Origin of the sequence: Streptomyces sp. NPDC002825, assembly GCF_040295385.1 — a bacterium.
GTDB lineage: Bacteria > Actinomycetota > Actinomycetes > Streptomycetales > Streptomycetaceae > Streptomyces.
In genome coordinates this window covers 17,116-34,510 of record NZ_JBEOVH010000035.1, presented here as the reverse complement: position 1 = coordinate 34,510, position 17,395 = coordinate 17,116, and the positions used below count along the sequence as shown (strand labels likewise).

At 72.7% G+C, this 17,395-nt stretch carries 19 protein-coding genes; 7 read left to right on the top strand and 12 right to left on the bottom strand.

The annotated features are described in order from the left end of the window. Window positions 1-28: 28 nt before the first annotated feature. From ABT041_RS32810 to ABT041_RS32800, 3 genes are all read right to left on the bottom strand, one after another. A complete protein-coding gene (locus tag ABT041_RS32810; protein ID WP_351191370.1) occupies window positions 29-532 on the bottom strand; it encodes a GNAT family N-acetyltransferase in 504 nt (167 codons plus the stop codon). 109 nt (window positions 533-641) lie between these two features. Then, on the bottom strand, window positions 642-1,637 hold the full coding sequence (locus ABT041_RS32805; protein ID WP_351191368.1) for an AraC-like ligand-binding domain-containing protein: 996 nt from the start codon (window positions 1,635-1,637) through the stop codon (window positions 642-644). A 104-nt stretch (window positions 1,638-1,741) separates the two neighbouring features. Further along, entirely contained in the window at window positions 1,742-2,470 is a 729-nt protein-coding gene (locus tag ABT041_RS32800; protein ID WP_351191366.1) for a DUF2625 domain-containing protein, read from the bottom strand. Window positions 2,471-2,536: 66 nt separating this feature from the next. Between ABT041_RS32800 and ABT041_RS32795 the strand changes: the two genes are divergently transcribed. The 3 genes from ABT041_RS32795 to ABT041_RS32785 are packed head-to-tail and all read left to right on the top strand — an operon-like array spanning window position 2,537 to window position 4,142. Then, complete coding sequence (locus tag ABT041_RS32795) at window positions 2,537-2,911, top strand: PadR family transcriptional regulator (protein WP_351191364.1); 375 nt, start codon at window positions 2,537-2,539, stop codon at window positions 2,909-2,911. Next, entirely contained in the window at window positions 2,908-3,474 is a 567-nt protein-coding gene (locus ABT041_RS32790) for an HAAS signaling domain-containing protein (protein ID WP_351191362.1), read from the top strand. Before ABT041_RS32795 ends, ABT041_RS32790 begins: the two co-directional genes overlap by 4 nt. Before the next feature lie 59 nt (window positions 3,475-3,533). Continuing rightward, window positions 3,534-4,142, top strand: coding sequence for a GNAT family N-acetyltransferase (locus ABT041_RS32785; RefSeq protein ID WP_351191360.1), 609 nt, complete (start codon window positions 3,534-3,536; stop codon window positions 4,140-4,142). A gap of 220 nt (window positions 4,143-4,362) precedes the next feature. On the opposite strand, the gene ABT041_RS32780 is transcribed toward ABT041_RS32785, so the two are convergent. From ABT041_RS32780 to ABT041_RS32755, 6 genes are all read right to left on the bottom strand, one after another. Further along, the gene (locus tag ABT041_RS32780) at window positions 4,363-4,797 is read right to left on the bottom strand and encodes a VOC family protein (protein WP_351191358.1); all 435 of its coding nucleotides are present in this window, start codon (window positions 4,795-4,797) and stop codon (window positions 4,363-4,365) included. 43 nt (window positions 4,798-4,840) lie between these two features. Continuing rightward, window positions 4,841-6,988 carry an RNA polymerase recycling motor ATPase HelR gene (helR, locus tag ABT041_RS32775; protein ID WP_351191356.1) on the bottom strand — a complete coding sequence of 716 codons (2,148 nt, stop codon included), beginning with the start codon at window positions 6,986-6,988 and terminating at the stop codon, window positions 4,841-4,843. Window positions 6,989-7,154: 166 nt separating this feature from the next. Further along, window positions 7,155-7,535 (bottom strand): LppU/SCO3897 family protein, encoded by a 381-nt coding sequence (locus tag ABT041_RS32770; protein ID WP_351191354.1) that lies wholly within the window; start codon window positions 7,533-7,535, stop codon window positions 7,155-7,157. A 122-nt stretch (window positions 7,536-7,657) separates the two neighbouring features. After that, a complete protein-coding gene (locus ABT041_RS32765; protein WP_351191352.1) occupies window positions 7,658-9,274 on the bottom strand; it encodes a serine/threonine-protein kinase in 1,617 nt (538 codons plus the stop codon). Beyond that, entirely contained in the window at window positions 9,271-9,840 is a 570-nt protein-coding gene (locus ABT041_RS32760) for a hypothetical protein (protein WP_351191350.1), read from the bottom strand. The genes ABT041_RS32765 and ABT041_RS32760 overlap by 4 nt, the downstream gene beginning before the upstream one ends. Window positions 9,841-9,943: 103 nt before the next feature. Further along, complete coding sequence (locus tag ABT041_RS32755; RefSeq protein WP_351191479.1) at window positions 9,944-11,998, bottom strand: N-6 DNA methylase; 2,055 nt, start codon at window positions 11,996-11,998, stop codon at window positions 9,944-9,946. Window positions 11,999-12,323: 325 nt separating this feature from the next. On the opposite strand from ABT041_RS32755, the gene ABT041_RS32750 reads away from it, so the two are divergent. Both ABT041_RS32750 and ABT041_RS32745 read left to right on the top strand, forming a co-directional pair. Continuing rightward, entirely contained in the window at window positions 12,324-13,124 is an 801-nt protein-coding gene (locus tag ABT041_RS32750) for a DUF4190 domain-containing protein (RefSeq protein WP_351191348.1), read from the top strand. 86 nt (window positions 13,125-13,210) lie between these two features. Further along, a complete protein-coding gene (locus ABT041_RS32745) occupies window positions 13,211-13,954 on the top strand; it encodes a hypothetical protein (RefSeq protein ID WP_351191346.1) in 744 nt (247 codons plus the stop codon). 79 nt (window positions 13,955-14,033) lie between these two features. Here the strand turns inward: ABT041_RS32745 and ABT041_RS32740 are convergent, their stop codons facing one another. After that, the gene (locus tag ABT041_RS32740) at window positions 14,034-14,780 is read right to left on the bottom strand and encodes an N-acetyltransferase (RefSeq protein ID WP_351191344.1); all 747 of its coding nucleotides are present in this window, start codon (window positions 14,778-14,780) and stop codon (window positions 14,034-14,036) included. Window positions 14,781-15,022: 242 nt separating this feature from the next. Between ABT041_RS32740 and ABT041_RS32735 the strand changes: the two genes are divergently transcribed. Continuing rightward, the gene (locus tag ABT041_RS32735) at window positions 15,023-15,424 is read left to right on the top strand and encodes a hypothetical protein (protein WP_351191342.1); all 402 of its coding nucleotides are present in this window, start codon (window positions 15,023-15,025) and stop codon (window positions 15,422-15,424) included. Window positions 15,425-15,505: 81 nt separating this feature from the next. After that, window positions 15,506-15,985: a hypothetical protein gene (locus ABT041_RS32730; protein ID WP_351191340.1), complete on the top strand. Its 480-nt coding sequence runs from the start codon at window positions 15,506-15,508 to the stop codon at window positions 15,983-15,985. A 285-nt stretch (window positions 15,986-16,270) separates the two neighbouring features. On the opposite strand, the gene ABT041_RS32725 is transcribed toward ABT041_RS32730, so the two are convergent. Together ABT041_RS32725 and ABT041_RS32720 are read right to left on the bottom strand one after the other, a co-directional pair. Then, window positions 16,271-17,041, bottom strand: a complete 771-nt coding sequence (locus ABT041_RS32725) for an HNH endonuclease family protein (protein WP_351191338.1) — start codon at window positions 17,039-17,041, stop codon at window positions 16,271-16,273. 7 nt (window positions 17,042-17,048) lie between these two features. Beyond that, window positions 17,049-17,372, bottom strand: a complete 324-nt coding sequence (locus ABT041_RS32720) for a hypothetical protein (protein WP_502976641.1) — start codon at window positions 17,370-17,372, stop codon at window positions 17,049-17,051. Between the last annotated feature and the right edge of the window lie 23 nt (window positions 17,373-17,395).

The window sequence follows — 17,395 nt, the reverse complement described above, 5'->3', positions numbered from 1 at the left end:
ACAGCCGCCCCGCCCGACCGCACCTCGTTTACGGGGCGTTCCGCAGCTCCCAGCGGACCTCGCCGTCCTGCCGCTCGTCCGTCGGCGTGAGGCCCGCCGCGCGGGCCACGGCCGCCGAGGCCGCGTGCTCGGGGTGGACATGGGCGACGACGGTACGGACGCCCCGGTCGAGGAGCAGTCCGACCAGCCCCTCGGCCGCCTCGCGCGCGATCCCCCGGCCCTGCCACTCCGTCCCGATCACCCACGCGACCTCGGCGGTCCGCCCGCCTCCGGTGACCGTCGCCTGCACGGTCCCGGCGAGCCGGTCCTCGGCCCGGAGGCGCACCACCCAGTTGCACCAGACGACCGCCGGGTCCGGCGATCCGGCGGCCAGCCGCTCGTACCGGGCCCGCAGCTCGGGCCCGGTCAGCGGGGCGCCGCCGATGAAGGCGTGCAGGGCGGGATCGGCGAGGACACCGGTCATCTCGCCGGCGTGCGCGACGGCGAGCGGCACGAGGTCGAGCCGCCGTGTGCGTACGGTGCTGTTCTTCACGCGTCGAAGTCCCAGATCGCCTGTCCGTTGTTCCTGTCGGTCATGGTGGTCCTCCCCCGTCCTCTCGAAGCCTGCCGGACGGCTCCGAGCCTAGGAACGGGAGCGTCCGTCACGCTGTGCGCCGGGCGCGGGCCTCCTTGACGCTCAGCGCACGGTACTCGGTGGGGCTGAGGCCGTACGCCGCCCGGAAGGCGCGGCTGAAGACGGCGGGGCCGCTGAACCCCCAGCGCGCGGCGACGGCCTGCACGGGAAGCCCGAGGAGTGCGGGGCGGGCGAGGTCGTCGCGGCAGCGTTCGAGGCGGCGGCGCCGGATCCGGGCCTGGACGGTCTCCCCGTCGCCGTACGCCCGGAACAGCTGGTGGAGGGTCCGTACGGAGATGTGGTGGCCGGCGGCGACGGCCGCCGGGGTGAGGTCGGGGTCGCCGAGGTGGGTGTCGAGGAAGGTGTGGATCCGCTGGAGCAGGGCCCGCGACCGCGCCTCGGCGGGGAGTTGGTCCTCGGCGTCGAGGTTCTGGGCGAGGCAGGCGGCGACGAGGTCGACGACGACCGAGCCGAGCCGCGGCAGGTCCTCGGGCGCGCACTGCCCGGCGTGGCCCTCCAGGGAGCCGAGGAAGGAGGCGAGGACCGCCCCGAGCCCGTGGCCTCCGGGGATGCGGCTGGCGAGCAGCCGGTCGATCCGCCGGGTGCGCAAGGGCAGTACGTCACGGGGGAGTTGGAGCATCAGCAGCTGCACGAGCCCCGCCTCGGTGGGCATGGCCGCGTCGGAGGGCCGGGAGGTGTCCCAGAAGACCAGGTCCCCCGCGCCGACGCTGCAGTCGTTGCGCTGCTGGGACAGTGTGGTGGCGCCCCGCCGCATCAGGCCCAGCTGGTACTGCTCGGGGTCACCGCGCCGGATCAGCGCGGGCGTACGGCGGGAGCGCAGGGGCGAGAAGGAGAACCGGGCGACGCGGACGGTGTTCAGGTCCAGGACGGCGGCCTCGGCCTGGAAGTCGGCGGTCCGCTCGATGCTGAGCGCGGTGGGCATCACCTCCCGCGTGACCAGGTCGGCGAACCAGTCGAAACGCTCCGCCGCCGGCAACTCCCCCGCCGAGACCACAGACCACATCGCACGCTCCCCCGTTCGATCTTGCCGTCGGCGGCCAGAATGCAGCGGCGAGAACGCGTTTGTCGCCGGGTTTCGCCCGGCGTGGCGCGCCCGTCACCCCGCCTTCACGGGGCTCCCAGGAAGCCGGGGTCGTCGCCGTCGAGCTGCAGGGCCGTCTCGCGTCCGATGGCGAGGAGCTGGTCCAGGGGGACGACCGCGCGACTGGTGCCGGCCAGGTCCTGGTGCGCCTCGGCGGACCACAGGGGCGGATAGAGGCTGAGCCCCTCCCCGCCGGTCAGGCTCGGGACCTCGTCGCGCCAGCCGGGCCAGCGCAGCCCCTCGTAGAACTCCTCGGCGCCTCCGGCGAGCAGCCAGGACAGCCAGGCGCCGTACCCGGCGCCGATGGCGTCCCAGCGCAGCGAGTCGGGCGCGAAGTAGACCATCTCGCCGGGCCGGCCCGGCAGTCCGGTCTCCTCCTCGGTGCCACCCTGGATCGCGAAGGCCCCGCCCAGCACGTCGTGCGCGACGACGAGCCCGGCGGCGGGCCGCCAGTCGGGGTCGGGCCCGGCCGGGTAGCCGTTGACCGCGGCGAGGCCGGGCAGCCGCCGGTCGTTGTGGGCGGCCGGGCTGCCGTACACCCGCAGCCAGCCGTCGTCGACGAGGACCCCGCCGGTGTGGAACAGGAACGCGCCCAGGTACGAGCGGACGGTGACCTGTGTCTGGATGAGGGTGGCCGCCGCCTGTCCGGGGTCCGGGTCCAGCACCTCGACGGGCACCTTCGCGGCCCGCAGCTCCTCTTCGAGCAGCGGCCACGCCGGCTCGTCGACCCGGGTCAGCTCGTTCAGTTCACGCACACGGAAATCGTCGCACGCGGTTCGGGGGCGTTGATCGGCGGCACACTCGGGGGTATCTTGCATTACATGGTTCCTGGCGAAGCAAGATCCGAGACGGCGGCCGGAAAGGTCGCCAGTCAGCTGCGCAAGGGCGTACTGGAGTACTGCGTCCTCGCCCTGCTGCGCGACGGGCCGCGCTACGGCGTCGAGATCCTCGACGAACTGGCCGCGGTCAGCGTCATGACCACCAGCCAGGGCACGATCTACCCCCTGCTGTCCCGGCTCCGCCGCGACGGGCTCGTCGACACGGAGCTGCGCGAGTCGGCCACCGGACCCGCCCGCCGCTACTACACGCTCACCACGCCGGGCAGGACCGCGCTCACCGAGTTCGCCGAGAGCTGGCCGCGCTTCCGCGACGGCGTCGACCACTTCCTGACCGCACCCCACGGAGGCTCCGCATGACCGGCACCGAACACCCCCTCGTGACCGACTACCTGGCCACGATCGAGCGGGAGGCGTCCTTCCTGCCCGCCGGGCGCCGCGAGGAACTCCTCGCCGACCTGCGCGAACACCTCGCGGTCGCCGTCGGTGACGAGGAGGACCCGCAGGCCGTCCGCGAGGCCCTCGAACGGCTCGGCAGCCCCTCCGCCATCGTGGCCGCGGCCCGCGCGGAGGAGCCGGAGACCGCCGCCGACGCTCCGAAGGTCAAGCCCCGCACGCGGAACGTCGTCACGGCGGTCCTGATCGGCATCACGGGACTCTCCGCGCTCGGCGGCTCCGCGCCCGCCGTGGCCGTCCTGATCGTGGGCCTCGTCCTGCTGTGGACGTCCGACGCGTGGGACCGGCGCACCAAGGCCCAGACGACCGCCCTCACCCTCGCGACCCCGGTCGTCGTCGCGCTCGGCGCGCTCCTCCTGGCCGCCCGCTTCGGCCCGACGGAGCTGCTCGCCGTCCTCGCCGTGGGCATCACGCTGCCGGCCGTGGCGGCCGTACGCCTGCTCCGCACCCAGCCGCCGACCGCCTGACCAGGCGCGGACCCCGGAGGGCCCACCCCCTCCCCGACCAAGATCATCACGGGTGCAGAATGACCCGTATGACCCTGTCGAACACACCGAAAACGGCCACGATCGACGACGCTCACACGGTCGGCCGCACGCTGGCCTCCGCCTTCGGCGACGACCCGATGATGCGCTGGTTCTTCCCCGACGACGCCTCGCGCGAGACGGACCTCGTCCGCTACTTCACGACCCTCTTCACCCGGCAATACGGCCTGCACGGCGTCTGCGAGCGGACGGGGTCGGCCGCCGCCTTCTGGGTGTCGCCCGAGGGTGCGGACAAGGCCGACCCCGACGCGGAGACGATCCGCCGGCTCGTGGAGATACTCGGCGACCGCGCCCCGGTCTTCCAGCAGGCCGTGACGGCGGCCGCCGAGCACGGCCCGCGCGAGCCCCACTGGTACCTCGCCGTCATCGGCGCCGACCCCGCGGCCCGCGGTCGGGGCCACGGTTCGGCCCTCCTCCGCTCGGGCCTCGCGAAGGCCGACGCGGACGGCCTGCCGGTCTACCTGGAGTCCTCCAAGCCGGACAACCTGCCGGTGTACGAGCACTTCGGCTTCAAGGTCGTCGACGAGTTCCCGCTGCCGGGCGGCGGCCCGGTCCTGTGGGCCATGAAGCGGGACCCGCGGGGCGCCTGACGCACGGACGGTCCTGCCGGAGCAGGTAGCCGTGGGCCTCCACGCAGGTGGGGCAGGGTGGGGTGGGGTGGGTTCTTTCCCTCGGTCCTTGGAAGGATGTCGGGCCCCACCGGGTCGCGGGCCCGCGCGATGCGGTGCGCGACCCGCAGCAGTCGGGTCCCGGCACGCCGAACGGCCCCCGCCCGGCAGGGGCGGAGGCCGCTTCGTACGACTTCGGCGCTCAGTCGAGGCAGAACTCGTTGCCCTCGGGGTCCTGCAGGGTGATGCAGGACTCGTTCTCCCCGTCTGCGTACTGCGTGTACAGGTGCGTCGCGCCCAGCTTCACCAGGCGCTCGCACTCGGCCTCCAGGGTGGCGAGGCGCTCGTCGCCCACAAGGCCCTTGCCGGCGCGCACGTCGAGGTGCACCCGGTTCTTGACGACCTTGCCCTCGGGAACGCGCTGGAAGAGCACGCGCGGGCCCGCGCCCGTGGGGTCGGAGCAGGCGAAGTAGACGGGCTGCTCCTCGCGCGGCAGCGACCGGTGGTACTCCGACCAGGTGGCGAACCCCTCGGGGACCGGCGGAAGGACGTACCCCAGGGCCTCGCACCAGAACTCGGCGAGGCGCGCGGGCTCCGCGCAGTCGAGGGTGATCTGGATTTCCTTGATCGATGCCATCCGGGCACCCTAGCAAGGGGGCCCGACGACGCTCATTTCCTTTTCAGCTCCCCAGGATCACCAGGCGCTGCGTCGCGCGTGTCATCGCCACGTACCGGTCGACCGCGCCCTCGACGCCCTCGCCGAAGCGCGACGGGTCGACGAGGACGACCAGGTCGAATTCGAGGCCCTTGGAGAGGGTCGGGGTGAGCGAGCGGACGCGGGGGCGCTCACGGAAGGCGGGCGCGCCGATGACGCACGCGACGCCCTCCGCGTGCTCGTCGAGCCAGCCGTCGAGGATCTCCTCCAGGTCCGCGACCGGGCCGTGGGTGACCGGGATGCCGTTGCTGCGGATCGACGTCGGCACGTTGGCGTCCGGGAGCGCGGCGCGGATGACCGGCTCCGCCTCCGCCATGACCTCTTCCGGCGTGCGGTAGTTGACGCTCAGGGCGGTCATGTCGATGCGGTCGAAGCCGACGCGCTCCAGGCGCTCCCGCCAGGACTCGGTGAAGCCGTTGCGGGCCTGGGCGCGGTCGCCGACGATCGTGAAGCTGCGGGAGGGGCAGCGCAGGAGCAGCATCTGCCATTCCGCGTCGGTCAGCTCCTGCGCCTCGTCGACCACGATGTGGGCGAACGGGCCGTCCAGCGGCTCCAGTTCGGCGGTCGGCAGGGCGCTCTCGTCGATCAGGCTGTCCTGGAGGTCCTTGCCGCGCAGCATCGTGACCGCGCCCTCGCCGTCCGCGTCGGCCGCGACGATGCTGTCGATGACCCCGGCCATCCGCTCGCGTTCGGCGGCGACGGTGGCCTTGCGCCGGAGGTTCAGCCGGGCCGTCGCCGGGTCGCCGAGCCGCTGCCGGGCGGCGTCCAGGATCGGCAGGTCCGACACCGTCCACGCCTGGGCGTCCGCCCGTCGCAGCCGCTTCACCTCGTCGGGGGTCAGCCAGGGCGCGCACATCCGCAGGTACGCGGGGACCGTCCACAGGTCGCCGACGAGGTCGGCCGCCTCCAGCATCGGCCAGGCGCTGTGGAGGGCGCCGGTCAGCTCGCGGTCCTGGCGCAGCGACGTGCGGAACTGCTGCTCCGGGATCTCCTCGCCGTCGTACTTGTCGAAGAGGATCGAGACGAGGTGCTCCCAGATCTGCTCGCGCGCCTCGTTGTGCGGGGTGCCGGGCTCCGCCGCGTCGAAGGCCTCGGCCCAGTCGGCGGCGGTCAGCGGGATGTCCGACCAGTGGGTGGAGACGGTCATGCCCTCGGTGGGCGGCTCCTCGTAGAAGGCCACGGCCTTCTCGATCGCCCGCACCATGTCCGCCGAGGACTTCAGGCGGGCCACCTCCGGGTCGGTCTCCGCCGGGGCCTTCGCGCCCTCGGCGACCAGGTCGCGGACGGTGCAGGTGCGCACGCCCTCCTCGCCGAGGCTGGGGAGCACGTCGGCGACGTAGTTCAGGTAGGGCTGGTGGGGGCCGACGAAGAGGACGCCGCCCCGGCGGTGGCCGAGCCGCGGGTCGGAGTAGAGCAGGTGCGCGGTGCGGTGCAGGGCGACGACGGTCTTTCCCGTACCGGGGCCGCCGTCGACGACGAGGGCGCCGCGGGAGCCGGCGCGGATGATGGCGTCCTGGTCGGACTGGATGGTGGCGAGCACGTCCCGCATCCGGGGCGAGCGGTTGCCGCCGAGGCTGGCGATGAACGCGGACTGGTCGTCGAGCGCGGCGTGGCCTTCGAGGCCCTCGGCGGTGAAGACCTCGTCCCAGTAGTCGGTGATCCGGCCGCCGGACCAGCGGTAGCGGCGGCGGCTGGCCAGGCCCATGGGGGTGGCGTGCGTCGCCGCGAAGAACGGTTCCGCCGCCGGGGAGCGCCAGTCGATGAGCAGGCGGCGGCCGGTGCTGTCGGTGAGGCCGAGGCGGCCGATGTACACGGGCTCCGGGTCGTCGGTGCCGACGACCCGGCCCAGGCACAGGTCCAGGCCGAAGCGACGCAGGGTGCGCAGGCGGCCGCTCAGCCGGTGGATCTCCGCGTCCCGGTCCATCGCCTCCCGGCCGACGCCACCGGGCGCCTTCCGCTCGGCGTCGAGCCGCTCGGACAGTTCGGCGATCGTCTCGTCGAGGCAGCGGGCGATGGCGGCGAAGTGCTGCTCGTCGGCGGCGATGAGCGCCGGGTCGGCCTTGGGAGCGAGGTTGCCGGAGAGGTCGAACACACCGGCAATAAGGGACGTCATATGGCAAATACCCCGTTTTCATACATCTTCTGGCTTCGAGGAGCGATTGTGCGCCACGGAGGGGGCCTTGCCGCAAGGCCCCCTCTGCGCTATACGTTGAGATAGCGGAAAGGGCCGGAACCCATCGGGTTCCGGCCCTTCGCGTCGTACGGGGCGGTGCGCGCGACTACTTCGCGGCGACCTCGTCCAGGCAGAGGACGAACTTGTCCGAGCCCAGCTGCTGGGCGAGGGCGGAGAGCTCGTCGCCGCACTTGTTCAGGTCGAAGGTGTTGTCGATGACCTTGACGACCTTGAACAGGTCGGCCTTCCCGGAGGAGCAGTCGACGGTGTCGACCTTCGGGTCGTTGTCGGGACCGGTGACGGTGACGCACTCGCCGGCCTCGGCGTGCACCGGGGCGTCGCCCGTGAGGTGCGGGAGGCCGAGCTTCACCGCGACGGCGACGACGATCGCGACGACGATGCCGCCGACCTTCTTCAGGAGGGCGCCACCCTTCTTGGCGGGGGCGGCGGGCTGCTCGGGGGCGAAGGGAGCGGGAGGCGTCGTCATGTGGAATTCCTTGGGGGACGCGGACATGATCAGACGCGAACGTTACATGTGCCAAAACGGTCAAAAAGGATCATGAAGATCCACTCCCCGATCAGTTGCCGAGTCGTGACCCTGGCACCCCGTCAGGGCCGCTGCCCCAGCTGCCTCTGGTGGTCCAGCGCCCGCCGCAACTCGACCGGAAGCGGGTGATACGGGCCGTACGCGCGCTCCGCGTCGAACAGCAGCCGCTGGAGCTCCTCCTGACCGGCCGCGTACTCGCCCGCCGCCAGGAGCAGCAGCCCGATCCGCTGCCGGATGTCGAAGGCCCGGGCCAGATCCCGCTCGTAGTACGGCAGCACCGCACGGAACTCGGCGAGCGCGGCGGCCGTCTCCCCCAACTGCTCCAGGCACAGCGCCGCGTCGTAACGGAACTGCAGGAACTGCGGGTCCGCCGGACCCGCCTCGGCCCCGCGGTCCTCCGCGAGCCGGCGCAGCTCCGGCAGCGCGCGCCGGTACTGGCCGTCGTCCATCAGCGTCGACGCGTACTGCTTGCGCAGGATCCGGACGACCGGCGACCCCTCTCCATGCTCGGCCGCCGCGGCCGGCAGGATCCCGCCGAGCATGTCCACGGCCTGGGTGAGCGAGCCCTCCGCGAGCAGCCGCTTGACCTCGTCGACGGCCGCGGCCACGTCGGGACGCGCGGGCGCCCCGCTCGCGTACACCCGGGGGTCGGTACGGGGATCGGTACGGGGACCGGCCGGCGCAGACGGCGGCGCCACCGGGACCGGAGGCACCGGGACCGGAGGCACGGGGGGCAGCGGCACCGCCCGGTCCTGCGCACGGCCCGGCGCACGGTCCGGCCAGGGCGCGTGCGGGCGCAGGAACGGCCGCGTCGGGTCCATCGGGCCCGCCGGGGCACCGCGCGCCGGAAGCAGCGGCAGCAGGTGCTCGTACACCTCGTGCGCACCGGACGGCCGTGCCTGCGGGTCCTTGGCGAGCAGCCGCAGGACCAGCGCTTCGAGGGCCTCGGGGACCTCGGGGCGCAGCTGCCGGAGCGGCGCGGGCGGCTCGTGCAGATGGCGGTGGAGGACGCCCAGCGCGGTGGATCCGGCGAACGGCACGTTCCCGCTGAGGAGTTCGTGGAGCAGCACACCGAGCGCGTACAGGTCGGTGGACGGGCCGACGGCGCCGCCCATGGCCTGCTCCGGCGCCATGTACGCCGGACTGCCGATCGGCGAACCGGTGTGCGTGAGGCGGGTGGTGTCGGTGTCCAGGACGGAGGCGACGCCCAGGTCGAGGACGGTCAGCGCCCCGTCCGGGCGGATCATCACGTTCCGCGGCTTGAGGTCGCGGTGCACGATCGGCACCGCGTGCACGGCGGCGAGCACCGCGCAGAGCTGCGCGGCGACGCCGACCGCCCACTCCCAGGGGTACGGGTCGTGCTCGGCGAGATGGTCCGCGAGGTCCGCGCCCTCCACGTACTGCATGACGAGGTACAGGTCGTCGCCGTCACTGCCCGCGTCGTGCACGGTCACCAGACCGGGGTGGTCGACCTGCGCGGTGACCCGGCACTCGCGCACGAAGCGGCGGCGCAGCTCCTCCGCGGCGGTGGCGGGGCCGGTCATGGTGGCGGGCCGGAGCAGCTTCACCGCGACCCGGCGGTCGAGACGTCCGTCGTACGCCGTCCACACCTGGCCCATGCCGCCCTGGCCGATGACGGTGGCGAGCTCGTAACGCCCGCCGATGACCCGCCCGTTCATCTGCCGCCCGCGCCTTCCCCGCCGTTCCCGGTGTCCTTCCTGAGCAGGTCGCTGAGCTCGTCGAGCTCGGCGCGGACCTGGTCGATGCGGGGCGCCGGCGCGGTGGGCGGCGCGACGACCGGGCGGACGTACGGGTTCGGGTTCGGCATCGTGCTCGGGACCGTGACGGCGGTGGCGTGGTCGTGGCCCGGCGGGCGGAACGCGGGGGCCGCGCCGGGCCGGTCGAACCGGCGGATCTCCGTCACCAGGTAGTACGTGATCGAGCCCGCCACCAGGAGCACCATCGTCCCGACGCCGATGAAGGACTCGGCGGTGGTGGGCTCCTGGTCGCCGGTGACCCCCGCGTACGTGAAGAGGCCGGCCGCCACCAGGAACGTCACACCGAACAGCACCCAGTCCAGCGCCCTGCGGGTGACGCTCGCCAGGCGCAGCATCGGCGCCCAGGCCAGGAGGCCGCAGCTCAGCAGCGCGAGGGCGGAGAAGAGGACGAGCAACGCGATCCGGCCGGCGGAGGCGGGACTCTTCGGCTGCTGCGGAACCTGCGGGGCCTGCGGAGGGCCGTACATCCTGCTGCTCCTGCTCGGACGGATGGGTGCGGAGACGAGCGTATACACCCCCGCGGACAACGGTTCCGGGATCCCCGGAACCGTTGTCGAACCGAGCGGCGGACTACGGGGCCACCGTGCCGTCCGCCAGGCCGTCGTACAGGCCCTGGACCAGCTGGTCGCCGAGCCGGGCGGCGAGCCGCAGCGACTCCTCGAACTCGGCGAGCGCCCGGAACCGCTCGCCGAACCTGCGCTGTTCGGCCAGCGGCAGCCGGGGCAGCTGGAGGCGGCGGACATCGAGCCGGGTCGCGGTGGAGGCGTAGCTGCTGGCCTGCCGGGTGTTGGCGGTGGCCCGCAGGAAACCGGCCAGGAACCAGGGGTCGAGGGCCGCCGGATCGGGCCGGAGCAGCTGGAGGTTCCGGCCGAGCGCCGCGCCCTCGGCCGAGGCGTCGACGACCCGGACGGCCGCGCCGCCGCCGAGGACCGGGACGACGACGTCCCCGGCGGCGAGGAGGACGGGCTCCTCGGGCGGGCCGTCGGGCAGCGTCCCGGAGGGCGGCTGGGCGGCGAGGACGTCGTGGTCGGTGAGGACGGCGACCGGTGCGCCGGCGGGGGCGGTGCCCGTGCCGCCCGCGCGCAGGGCGAGCGCTCCGGCGCGGGCGAGTTCGCCGACGGTGGTCGTGGGCCGGCCGGGCCCGGTCCCGGAGCCCGGGTCGGTCACCGGCGGCGGGGTCAGTTCACGGGTCCGGTGCAGCGTCTCGGTGAGCCGCTCGCGCACCCCGGCCAGCTGGACCGCGCCCTCGGCGGCGGCCGGCGGCGGGAGGTGGCGGGCGGGGGCGAGGTCGACGTCGTCGTCGAGGAGCTCGATGACCGGCACGGAACGGCTCGCCCCGGGGGTCCCGGCGAGGGTGCCGTCCCGGTCGAAGGGCGTCCAGGCGTCCAGTACGGCGGAGTGGACGGCGGGCCAGTCGAGCCGGTCGCGGCCCTCCCGGCCGGGACCCGACTGCTCGGACGCGGCGTCGACGAGGAGGAGTTCGCCGGTGTGGCGCTCGCCCTGGACGGGCCGGCGCAGCACCCACAGGTGGAGCGGGATGCCGTACGGCGGGGCGGCGCCGGCCGGGAGGGCGACCACCGCGCGCAGGGCGCCCCTGCGGAGCAGATCGGCGCGGATGCGGCGGCCGGAGCGGCGGGAGGCGGCGGCGGGCGGCATGAGGAGGACGGCGGTGCCGCCGGGGCGCAGACGGGCCAGGGCGTGCTGGACCCAGGCGAGTTCGGACTCCGTACGGGCCGGGAAGCCGTACTCCCAGCGCGGGTCGTAGGCCAGCTCGTCGTGGCCCCAGTTCCGCTCGTTGAACGGCGGGTGGCACAGGACCGCGTCCGCCGCGAGCGTCGGGAAGGCGTCGGCGCGCAGGCTGTCGCCGGACCGGACGCGGATGTCGGCGTCGCTGGCGAGCGCCAGGCGCAGGGCGGTCAGCGCGGCGAGGTCGTGGTCGGCGTCCTGGCCGCAGACGGCGCCGGGGAGCTCGACCGCGCTGAGCAGGCCGCCGGTCCCGCAGGCGGGGTCGAGGACGGTGAGCGGGACTCCGCCGCGCCCCGTCCTCGGGGCCGCCGCGAGCGCCGCCATGAGGGCGGCGGGGCCGGGCGGGGTGAGGGTGTACTGCCGCGGGTTGGCGTCCAGGTGACGGCCGAGCAGGAACTCGAAGGCCCCGCGCACCCCGGTCCCGGCCGCCAGCTCGGCGGCCCCGCGCAGGAGCGGGACGGAGGCGGCGAGCGCGGCGCTGGTGGGGGTGAGGACGGCCCGCCCGGGGCCGAGGCGCTCGGTGAGCGTCTCCTCCAGGGCGACGGGCAGCACCTCCGCGAGCCGCTCGTCGGAGAGCTCGGCGAGCGCGGGCCAGGCCGCGGACCTGTCCCGTACGAGGAGGAGGGCGCAGCCCGCGTGGACGAGGGCGGTGACGGCGCCGGCCGGGTGGCCCGCGATCTGCTGCCAGACGCGCTCCTTGAGCGGGACCTCGGCCAGCTTGCCCTGGGTGCGGAGCCAGCGCTCGACGTCCGCGAGGGCGAAGGAGGGACTGGTCTCCGTGCCGCCGACGGGCTTGGGGAAGTCGGGATGGCGGCGCCGCCAGTTGCTCACGGCGGCCCTGCCGACCCCGGCGAGCCGGGCGATCCCGGCGGCGGTCACCTCGGCGGTGTTCGCTTCGGCGGCCGGATCGGCGGTGTTCGCTTCGGCGGCGTTCGTGTCGGCGGCGTTCTCTTCGGCCCCGGCACCCGCGTCGGCCGTACCGCCCGGCTGCTCCGCACCCGCCGCTGCTTCGTTCTCCGGCACGTGACCCAACTCCCCTGGCTCGCCCTCTGGCTGTGACACCAATCCTAGCGAGGAACACGCGCCGCACCACTTCACAGTGTGAGTCGACCCATTTTCCGTGAACCGTGTTGACTCGGTTCACAGGCTCTGCTGTGATTGACCCATCGCACCAGACATCGCCATCGTCCGGGAGGACACACCCATGTCGTACGACACCCAGGTCCCGCCTGCCGCCGCCCCGCAGGTCATGCGCAACGGTCTCGGCACCACGGCCCTGATCCTCGGCATCATCGGCACGATCTCCGGCTTCATCCCGCTCTTCTTCTGGCTGGCCGGCATCCTCGGCCTGATCGCCCTGATCCTGGGTCTCGTCGGCAAGGGCCGTGTGAAGCGCGGCGAGGCGAACAACAAGGGCGTGGCGCTCACCGGCGTGATCCTGGGCCTCGCGTCCCTGGTCCTCTCGGTGGTCGGCCTGGTCATCGTGGTCACCGCCGTCGGCGACGCGGTCGACGAGATCGACAAGTCCATCAAGGACACCGCCCCGTCGAGCTCCGCCCCGGCGAGCAAGGCCCCGGCGGCCGACGCCGGCAAGGCGGGCAAGAACAAGGGCGCGGGCCTGGCGGACGGCGACAGCGCGGTCTACGACGACGACCTCACGGTCACGGTCTCCGACCCCAAGTCGTACTCCCCCGGCGAGTTCGCCTCGGGCCACACCAAGGGCAACAAGGCGTACCAGGTCACCGTCGTCATCGAGAACAAGAGCAAGGAGAAGTTCGACACCTCCCTGGTCAGCCTGAGCGCCACCGCCGGCAAGAACGGCGTCGCGGCCGAGGAGATCTACGACGACAAGGTCGGTGCGGGCTTCGAAGGCACGATCATGCCCGGCAAGAAGGCCACCGTCACCGTCGCCTTCGACGCCCCCAAGGACGCCAAGAACCTGACCGTCGAGGTCAACCCGGGCTGGGACTACGACGCCTCCCAGTGGGAGCTGAAGATCGGCTGACCCAGGCCGGACCCGCACCACGCACCCCAAGGACCGGGGCCCTTCGGGGCCCCACCCCCCGTACAACCCCTCCCGGAGACACCACCATGCATGCCGCCCCCCGCCGGACCGCCCTCGTCACCGTCCTGAGCGCCGCCCTCACCCTCGGGGCCACCGCCTGCGGCCCCTCCACGGACGACGCGAAGCCGGCCGGGCCCTTCGGGGAGCTGACCGGATCGCAGATCGTCGACAAGGCCTTCGCGGCGACGAGGAGCGCGACGTCCCTGACCGTGGACGTCGACGAACAGGGACCCGTCGAGCCGCTCAAGGCCTATCTGTCCCTCGACACCCGGGGCCGCTGCACCGGCACCCTGACCATGGGCGCGGCCAGCACGGTCGAACTGCTCAAGACCGACGACAAGACCGTCTACATGCGCTTCGACGAGGCCTTCCTGCGCGAGCAGGTCAAGGAGGAGGGCCCGGAGGCGCAGGACGCCACGGTCAAGGAGCTCAAGGGCCGCTGGCTGAAGGGGGCCCTCTCCGACCCCGACAACAAGGGCATGGTGGAGCTCTGCGACCTGAAGGAGCTCCTCGGCGGGTTCGAGCAGGGCGCGAGCGGGATCGTGAAGGGGGCGGAGACCACCGTCGGCGGCCAGAAGGCCCTGGCCCTCACCGAGCCGGGCGACGACGGCGAGACCAACACGGTCTACGTGGCCACGCAGGGCACTCCGTACGTGCTGCGGATCGTCACGAAGGGCGGCGAGGAGCCGGGGACGATCACCTTCTCCCACTACGGCAAGCCGGTCGCGGCGAAAGCCCCGGCGGCGAAGGACATCGTCGAGACCGACTGACCGACGCGTGCTGAGCGACACGTGCGAGAGGGCCGTCACCCGGGGGGGGAACGGCCCTCTCTCACGTGCGGGTAGGACGTCAGGTGCGGTGGCGCACCCACACATTGGGCTCCACGTACACCGCGTAGCCGCGCGCGGCCTCGCAGTGCACCGGGACCAGCGCGCCCTTGACCTCGACCGGCCCGTCCGCGTCGAACGGCAGCCCGGTCCACGCGCGCCACTGCTCAAGCGAGCCGGAGACGGTCATCGACGCCGGGGCCACCGCCTCGATCACGCCGCCCGCGCGCACATGGACGCGGAGCCACGGGTCGTGCGGCAGGCCGTCGGCCTCACGCGTACGGAAGGCGTACTCGTGGATGGAGGCCTCGGGCTCCAGGTGCTTGCCGTTGGGGCGGACCGGGGCGACCAGTTCGGCGAAGCCGCGCTTGCCGGCGTTGGCGCGCATGGCGGCGAGCATCGTGTGCGAGATGCCCTTGCCGAGGTGGCCGAGGTCGACGGTGATCTCGATCGCGCTCACCGTGTCGGCGTCCCGGCCGTGCCGCAGGTCGGAGAAGGCCCAGTTGAGGACCTCGTCCCAGCCGCGGGCGGGCAGCTCGCGACGGCCCTCCACGTCGAGCGCGAAGGGCACGCTGAAGCCGCGGGCGACGACCGCGCCCCCGGCGTCGGTGGCGACGAGCACGAACTCCGGGAACTCCCGGACGATCCGGCCCATGTTGGCCCAGCCGACCGGGTCGTACATCATGAACTCGGGCCAGAGGTCCTTCATGGACCACATCGCCCCTTCGAGCTCGGGACGTTCGGCGAGGGTCGATATGTTCAGGTCCATGGGGCCAGGTTAGAGACCGTTCACGACCAGCCCAATCGTTTTTCTACGGCAGCCTCTCCTGCGGGCACGTCCCGAGGACCCGCTTCATCGCGTCCCGCTCCCCCGCCGTCACCCACACGCCGTACTTCTTCTTCACCGGGTGCGACCGGCTCCGGATTGCGCTGCTGAAGGAGCACCACGGCGTCCTTGACGCGGCCCAACTCGATGAGGTGCCCAGCCAGAGAACTGCGGTTGGCGAAGGCATGCGGTTCGAGTACAGCGACGGCCTCCTCGACCCGACCGGCCTTGGCCAGAAGGCCGGAGATGGTCCCGGCCGCGTACGAGGCGTCGCCCTGGGCATGCGTCCGCGCCTGCTCGATCGCTTCGTCGAGCAGGCCGCAGTCGGCCATGAGCCGAAGCCGCAGCCTGAAGAAGTCCCACTCCTCCTCGCCTCCGCGGCGCGCCTCAAGTGCGTCGAGGTAGGCCAGGCCGTCCTGAGCCCGGCCGTGGTCGGCGTACAGGCCGCACAGCGTGTCGACGATCCAGTCCTCTGCGCCGACCTGGTCGGCGAGCGTGTGCATCACCTCGATCGCCTCGTCGCTGCGGCCGTGCCGGACCAGAAGTCGGGTCAGAGGGACGGCCACGTTCCACAGGCCTTCCCGTGAAGCGCCGAACGTCCGGTAGGCGGCGATCGCTCCTTCCACGTCGCCGCGTTCCGCCAGCACGTCGGCCAGGCACTGCGCAGCGTGTCCGTGGTGCTCGGACGTGGCGTAGGCCCGCAGTTCCTCGATCCGATGGTGTCTCGCGAGCAGGTCGGCCAGTTGGTCGTGATTGTTGACGGAGGTGATGTGCTGCCGGGTGTGCAGCAGGGCGATCGCTTCGTCGACGCGGCCCTGACGTTCGCGGATCGTGGCAAGCAGCCCGATCGCCGTGTCGGGTTCGAGGCCTCGGCAGCACCATGGGCTGTCGCACCGGTGCTGGTCCGGAATCCGGGCGGCCAGCAGCGCGGCGATGTCTGCGTCCCGGTCTGTTCCCTCGGCGATGTCGACCAGGGCGGTGGCAAGGAACCAGTCCTCCACCCCGGCGCTCAGCCGACTGATCGCCTCGTCCGTACGTCCGTGCCGGGCAAGCAGCCGCGCGAAGAACTCGAGCGGAAGCCCTCCGACCTCCGCGTACGGCCGGGCCAGCGCGATCGCCTCCTCGGCCCGCCCCCAGCTCTCCAGTAGTTCCGCCTGGGCCTGGGCGGCCGGCCACCAGCCCGTGGCGACGTACGGAGCAAGCACCTCCAACGCCTCGGCCTGCCGACCTTGGTCGCCGAGCAGCCGCGCCCACTCCCGCGCGCAGAACCACTCCCCACGGCGGGCCTGGAACTCCACCTCCTCCGTGTGGCCCAGCTCGAGAAGTCGGGTGACCAGGAGCGGAGGAATGCAGCCGGACAACGTCCGGGTCCGGTAGTCAAGATCAGCAGCGTCCACGGCAGTGCACCCTAGTCACCGCCTCCGACATCGCAATCAGTCTTCGCACTGCTTCAGCATCGTCGCCTTGTCCGCTCTCGTCACCGCAAGGTCGTATTTGTGGGCCACCTGTGCGAAGCGGACCGCGTAGGAGCACCTGACTTGCTTGTCCGGAGGCAGCCAGGACGCCGGTCCGGAATCGCCCTTGGCCGAGTTGGCTCGGCCCTGGACCGGGATCAGGTTGAGCACGTCGTTGGCGAGTTGCTCGCGCTTGCTCTTCGGCCAGCGAGACGAACCCATCTGCCAGCTGTACGACAGCGGCACCACGTGGTCTATCTGCACCTCGGAGGCCTGCTGCTTGCGCCACTCGATGGTCGTCCCGGTGTACGGGTCGTCAAGCGTCATGGCGATCACGACGCAGTCGGAGCCGGCTCGGAAACGAAGCTTCTGGCCATCGCGGCGAATGAGATCGTTTCGAGTGTCACACCCGTTCCTCGCGAGCGGCACCCCATCGGCCGTGTCCATCCATGCATAGCCGAACTTGTCGCGGTCGTAGCCCGTCTTCGGCCCCCGCCCCTTCGTGGACAGTTCCTCGATGAGCTTGCGGGCCTCGGCCCTGTCCTCCGCGGTCGTCAGGGGCGCGAGCCCTGGCTTCGTACCGTCCGGGTTCTTGAGCGGGCTGACCACCCGCCCACCGGGAGCCGGTCCGGGCCCCGCGGAGGAGCCGTCATCGCCGAGACCCCCGCATCCCGACACGAGAAGCACGCCAGCCGTCGCCACCGTCACCGCACGGAGGAAGCGCACGCCACCCACCCTCTTGTGACTCATGTGCCTCTCAGTAAGCACAACTCACCATCCCCTGCATGAGCTGCGTAAATGCCTCAGCCACCCGGCGAAGCATAGAGATAACGCGGGTTCCGCAGCCGTTCCCGTCGACGTCCGCCCAGGCGCGGCCGAACTTCTCCCGCTCGTAGCCGGTCTTCGGGGCGCGGCCCTTGACGGTGAGGGTGTCCACCGCGGCGAGCGCCGTCCCGCGTGCGGCGGGTCTCCCGGCCGCGCCGCCGGACGGCTCGCCGCCTCCGGCCGGTGAACAGGCGCCGGCCGTGAGGACGGCGGTGGCGGCGAGGGCGGCGGGCAGGAGCGTTCGACGTGTCAGCACCCTGGGATCCTAGGCCGAGCGAT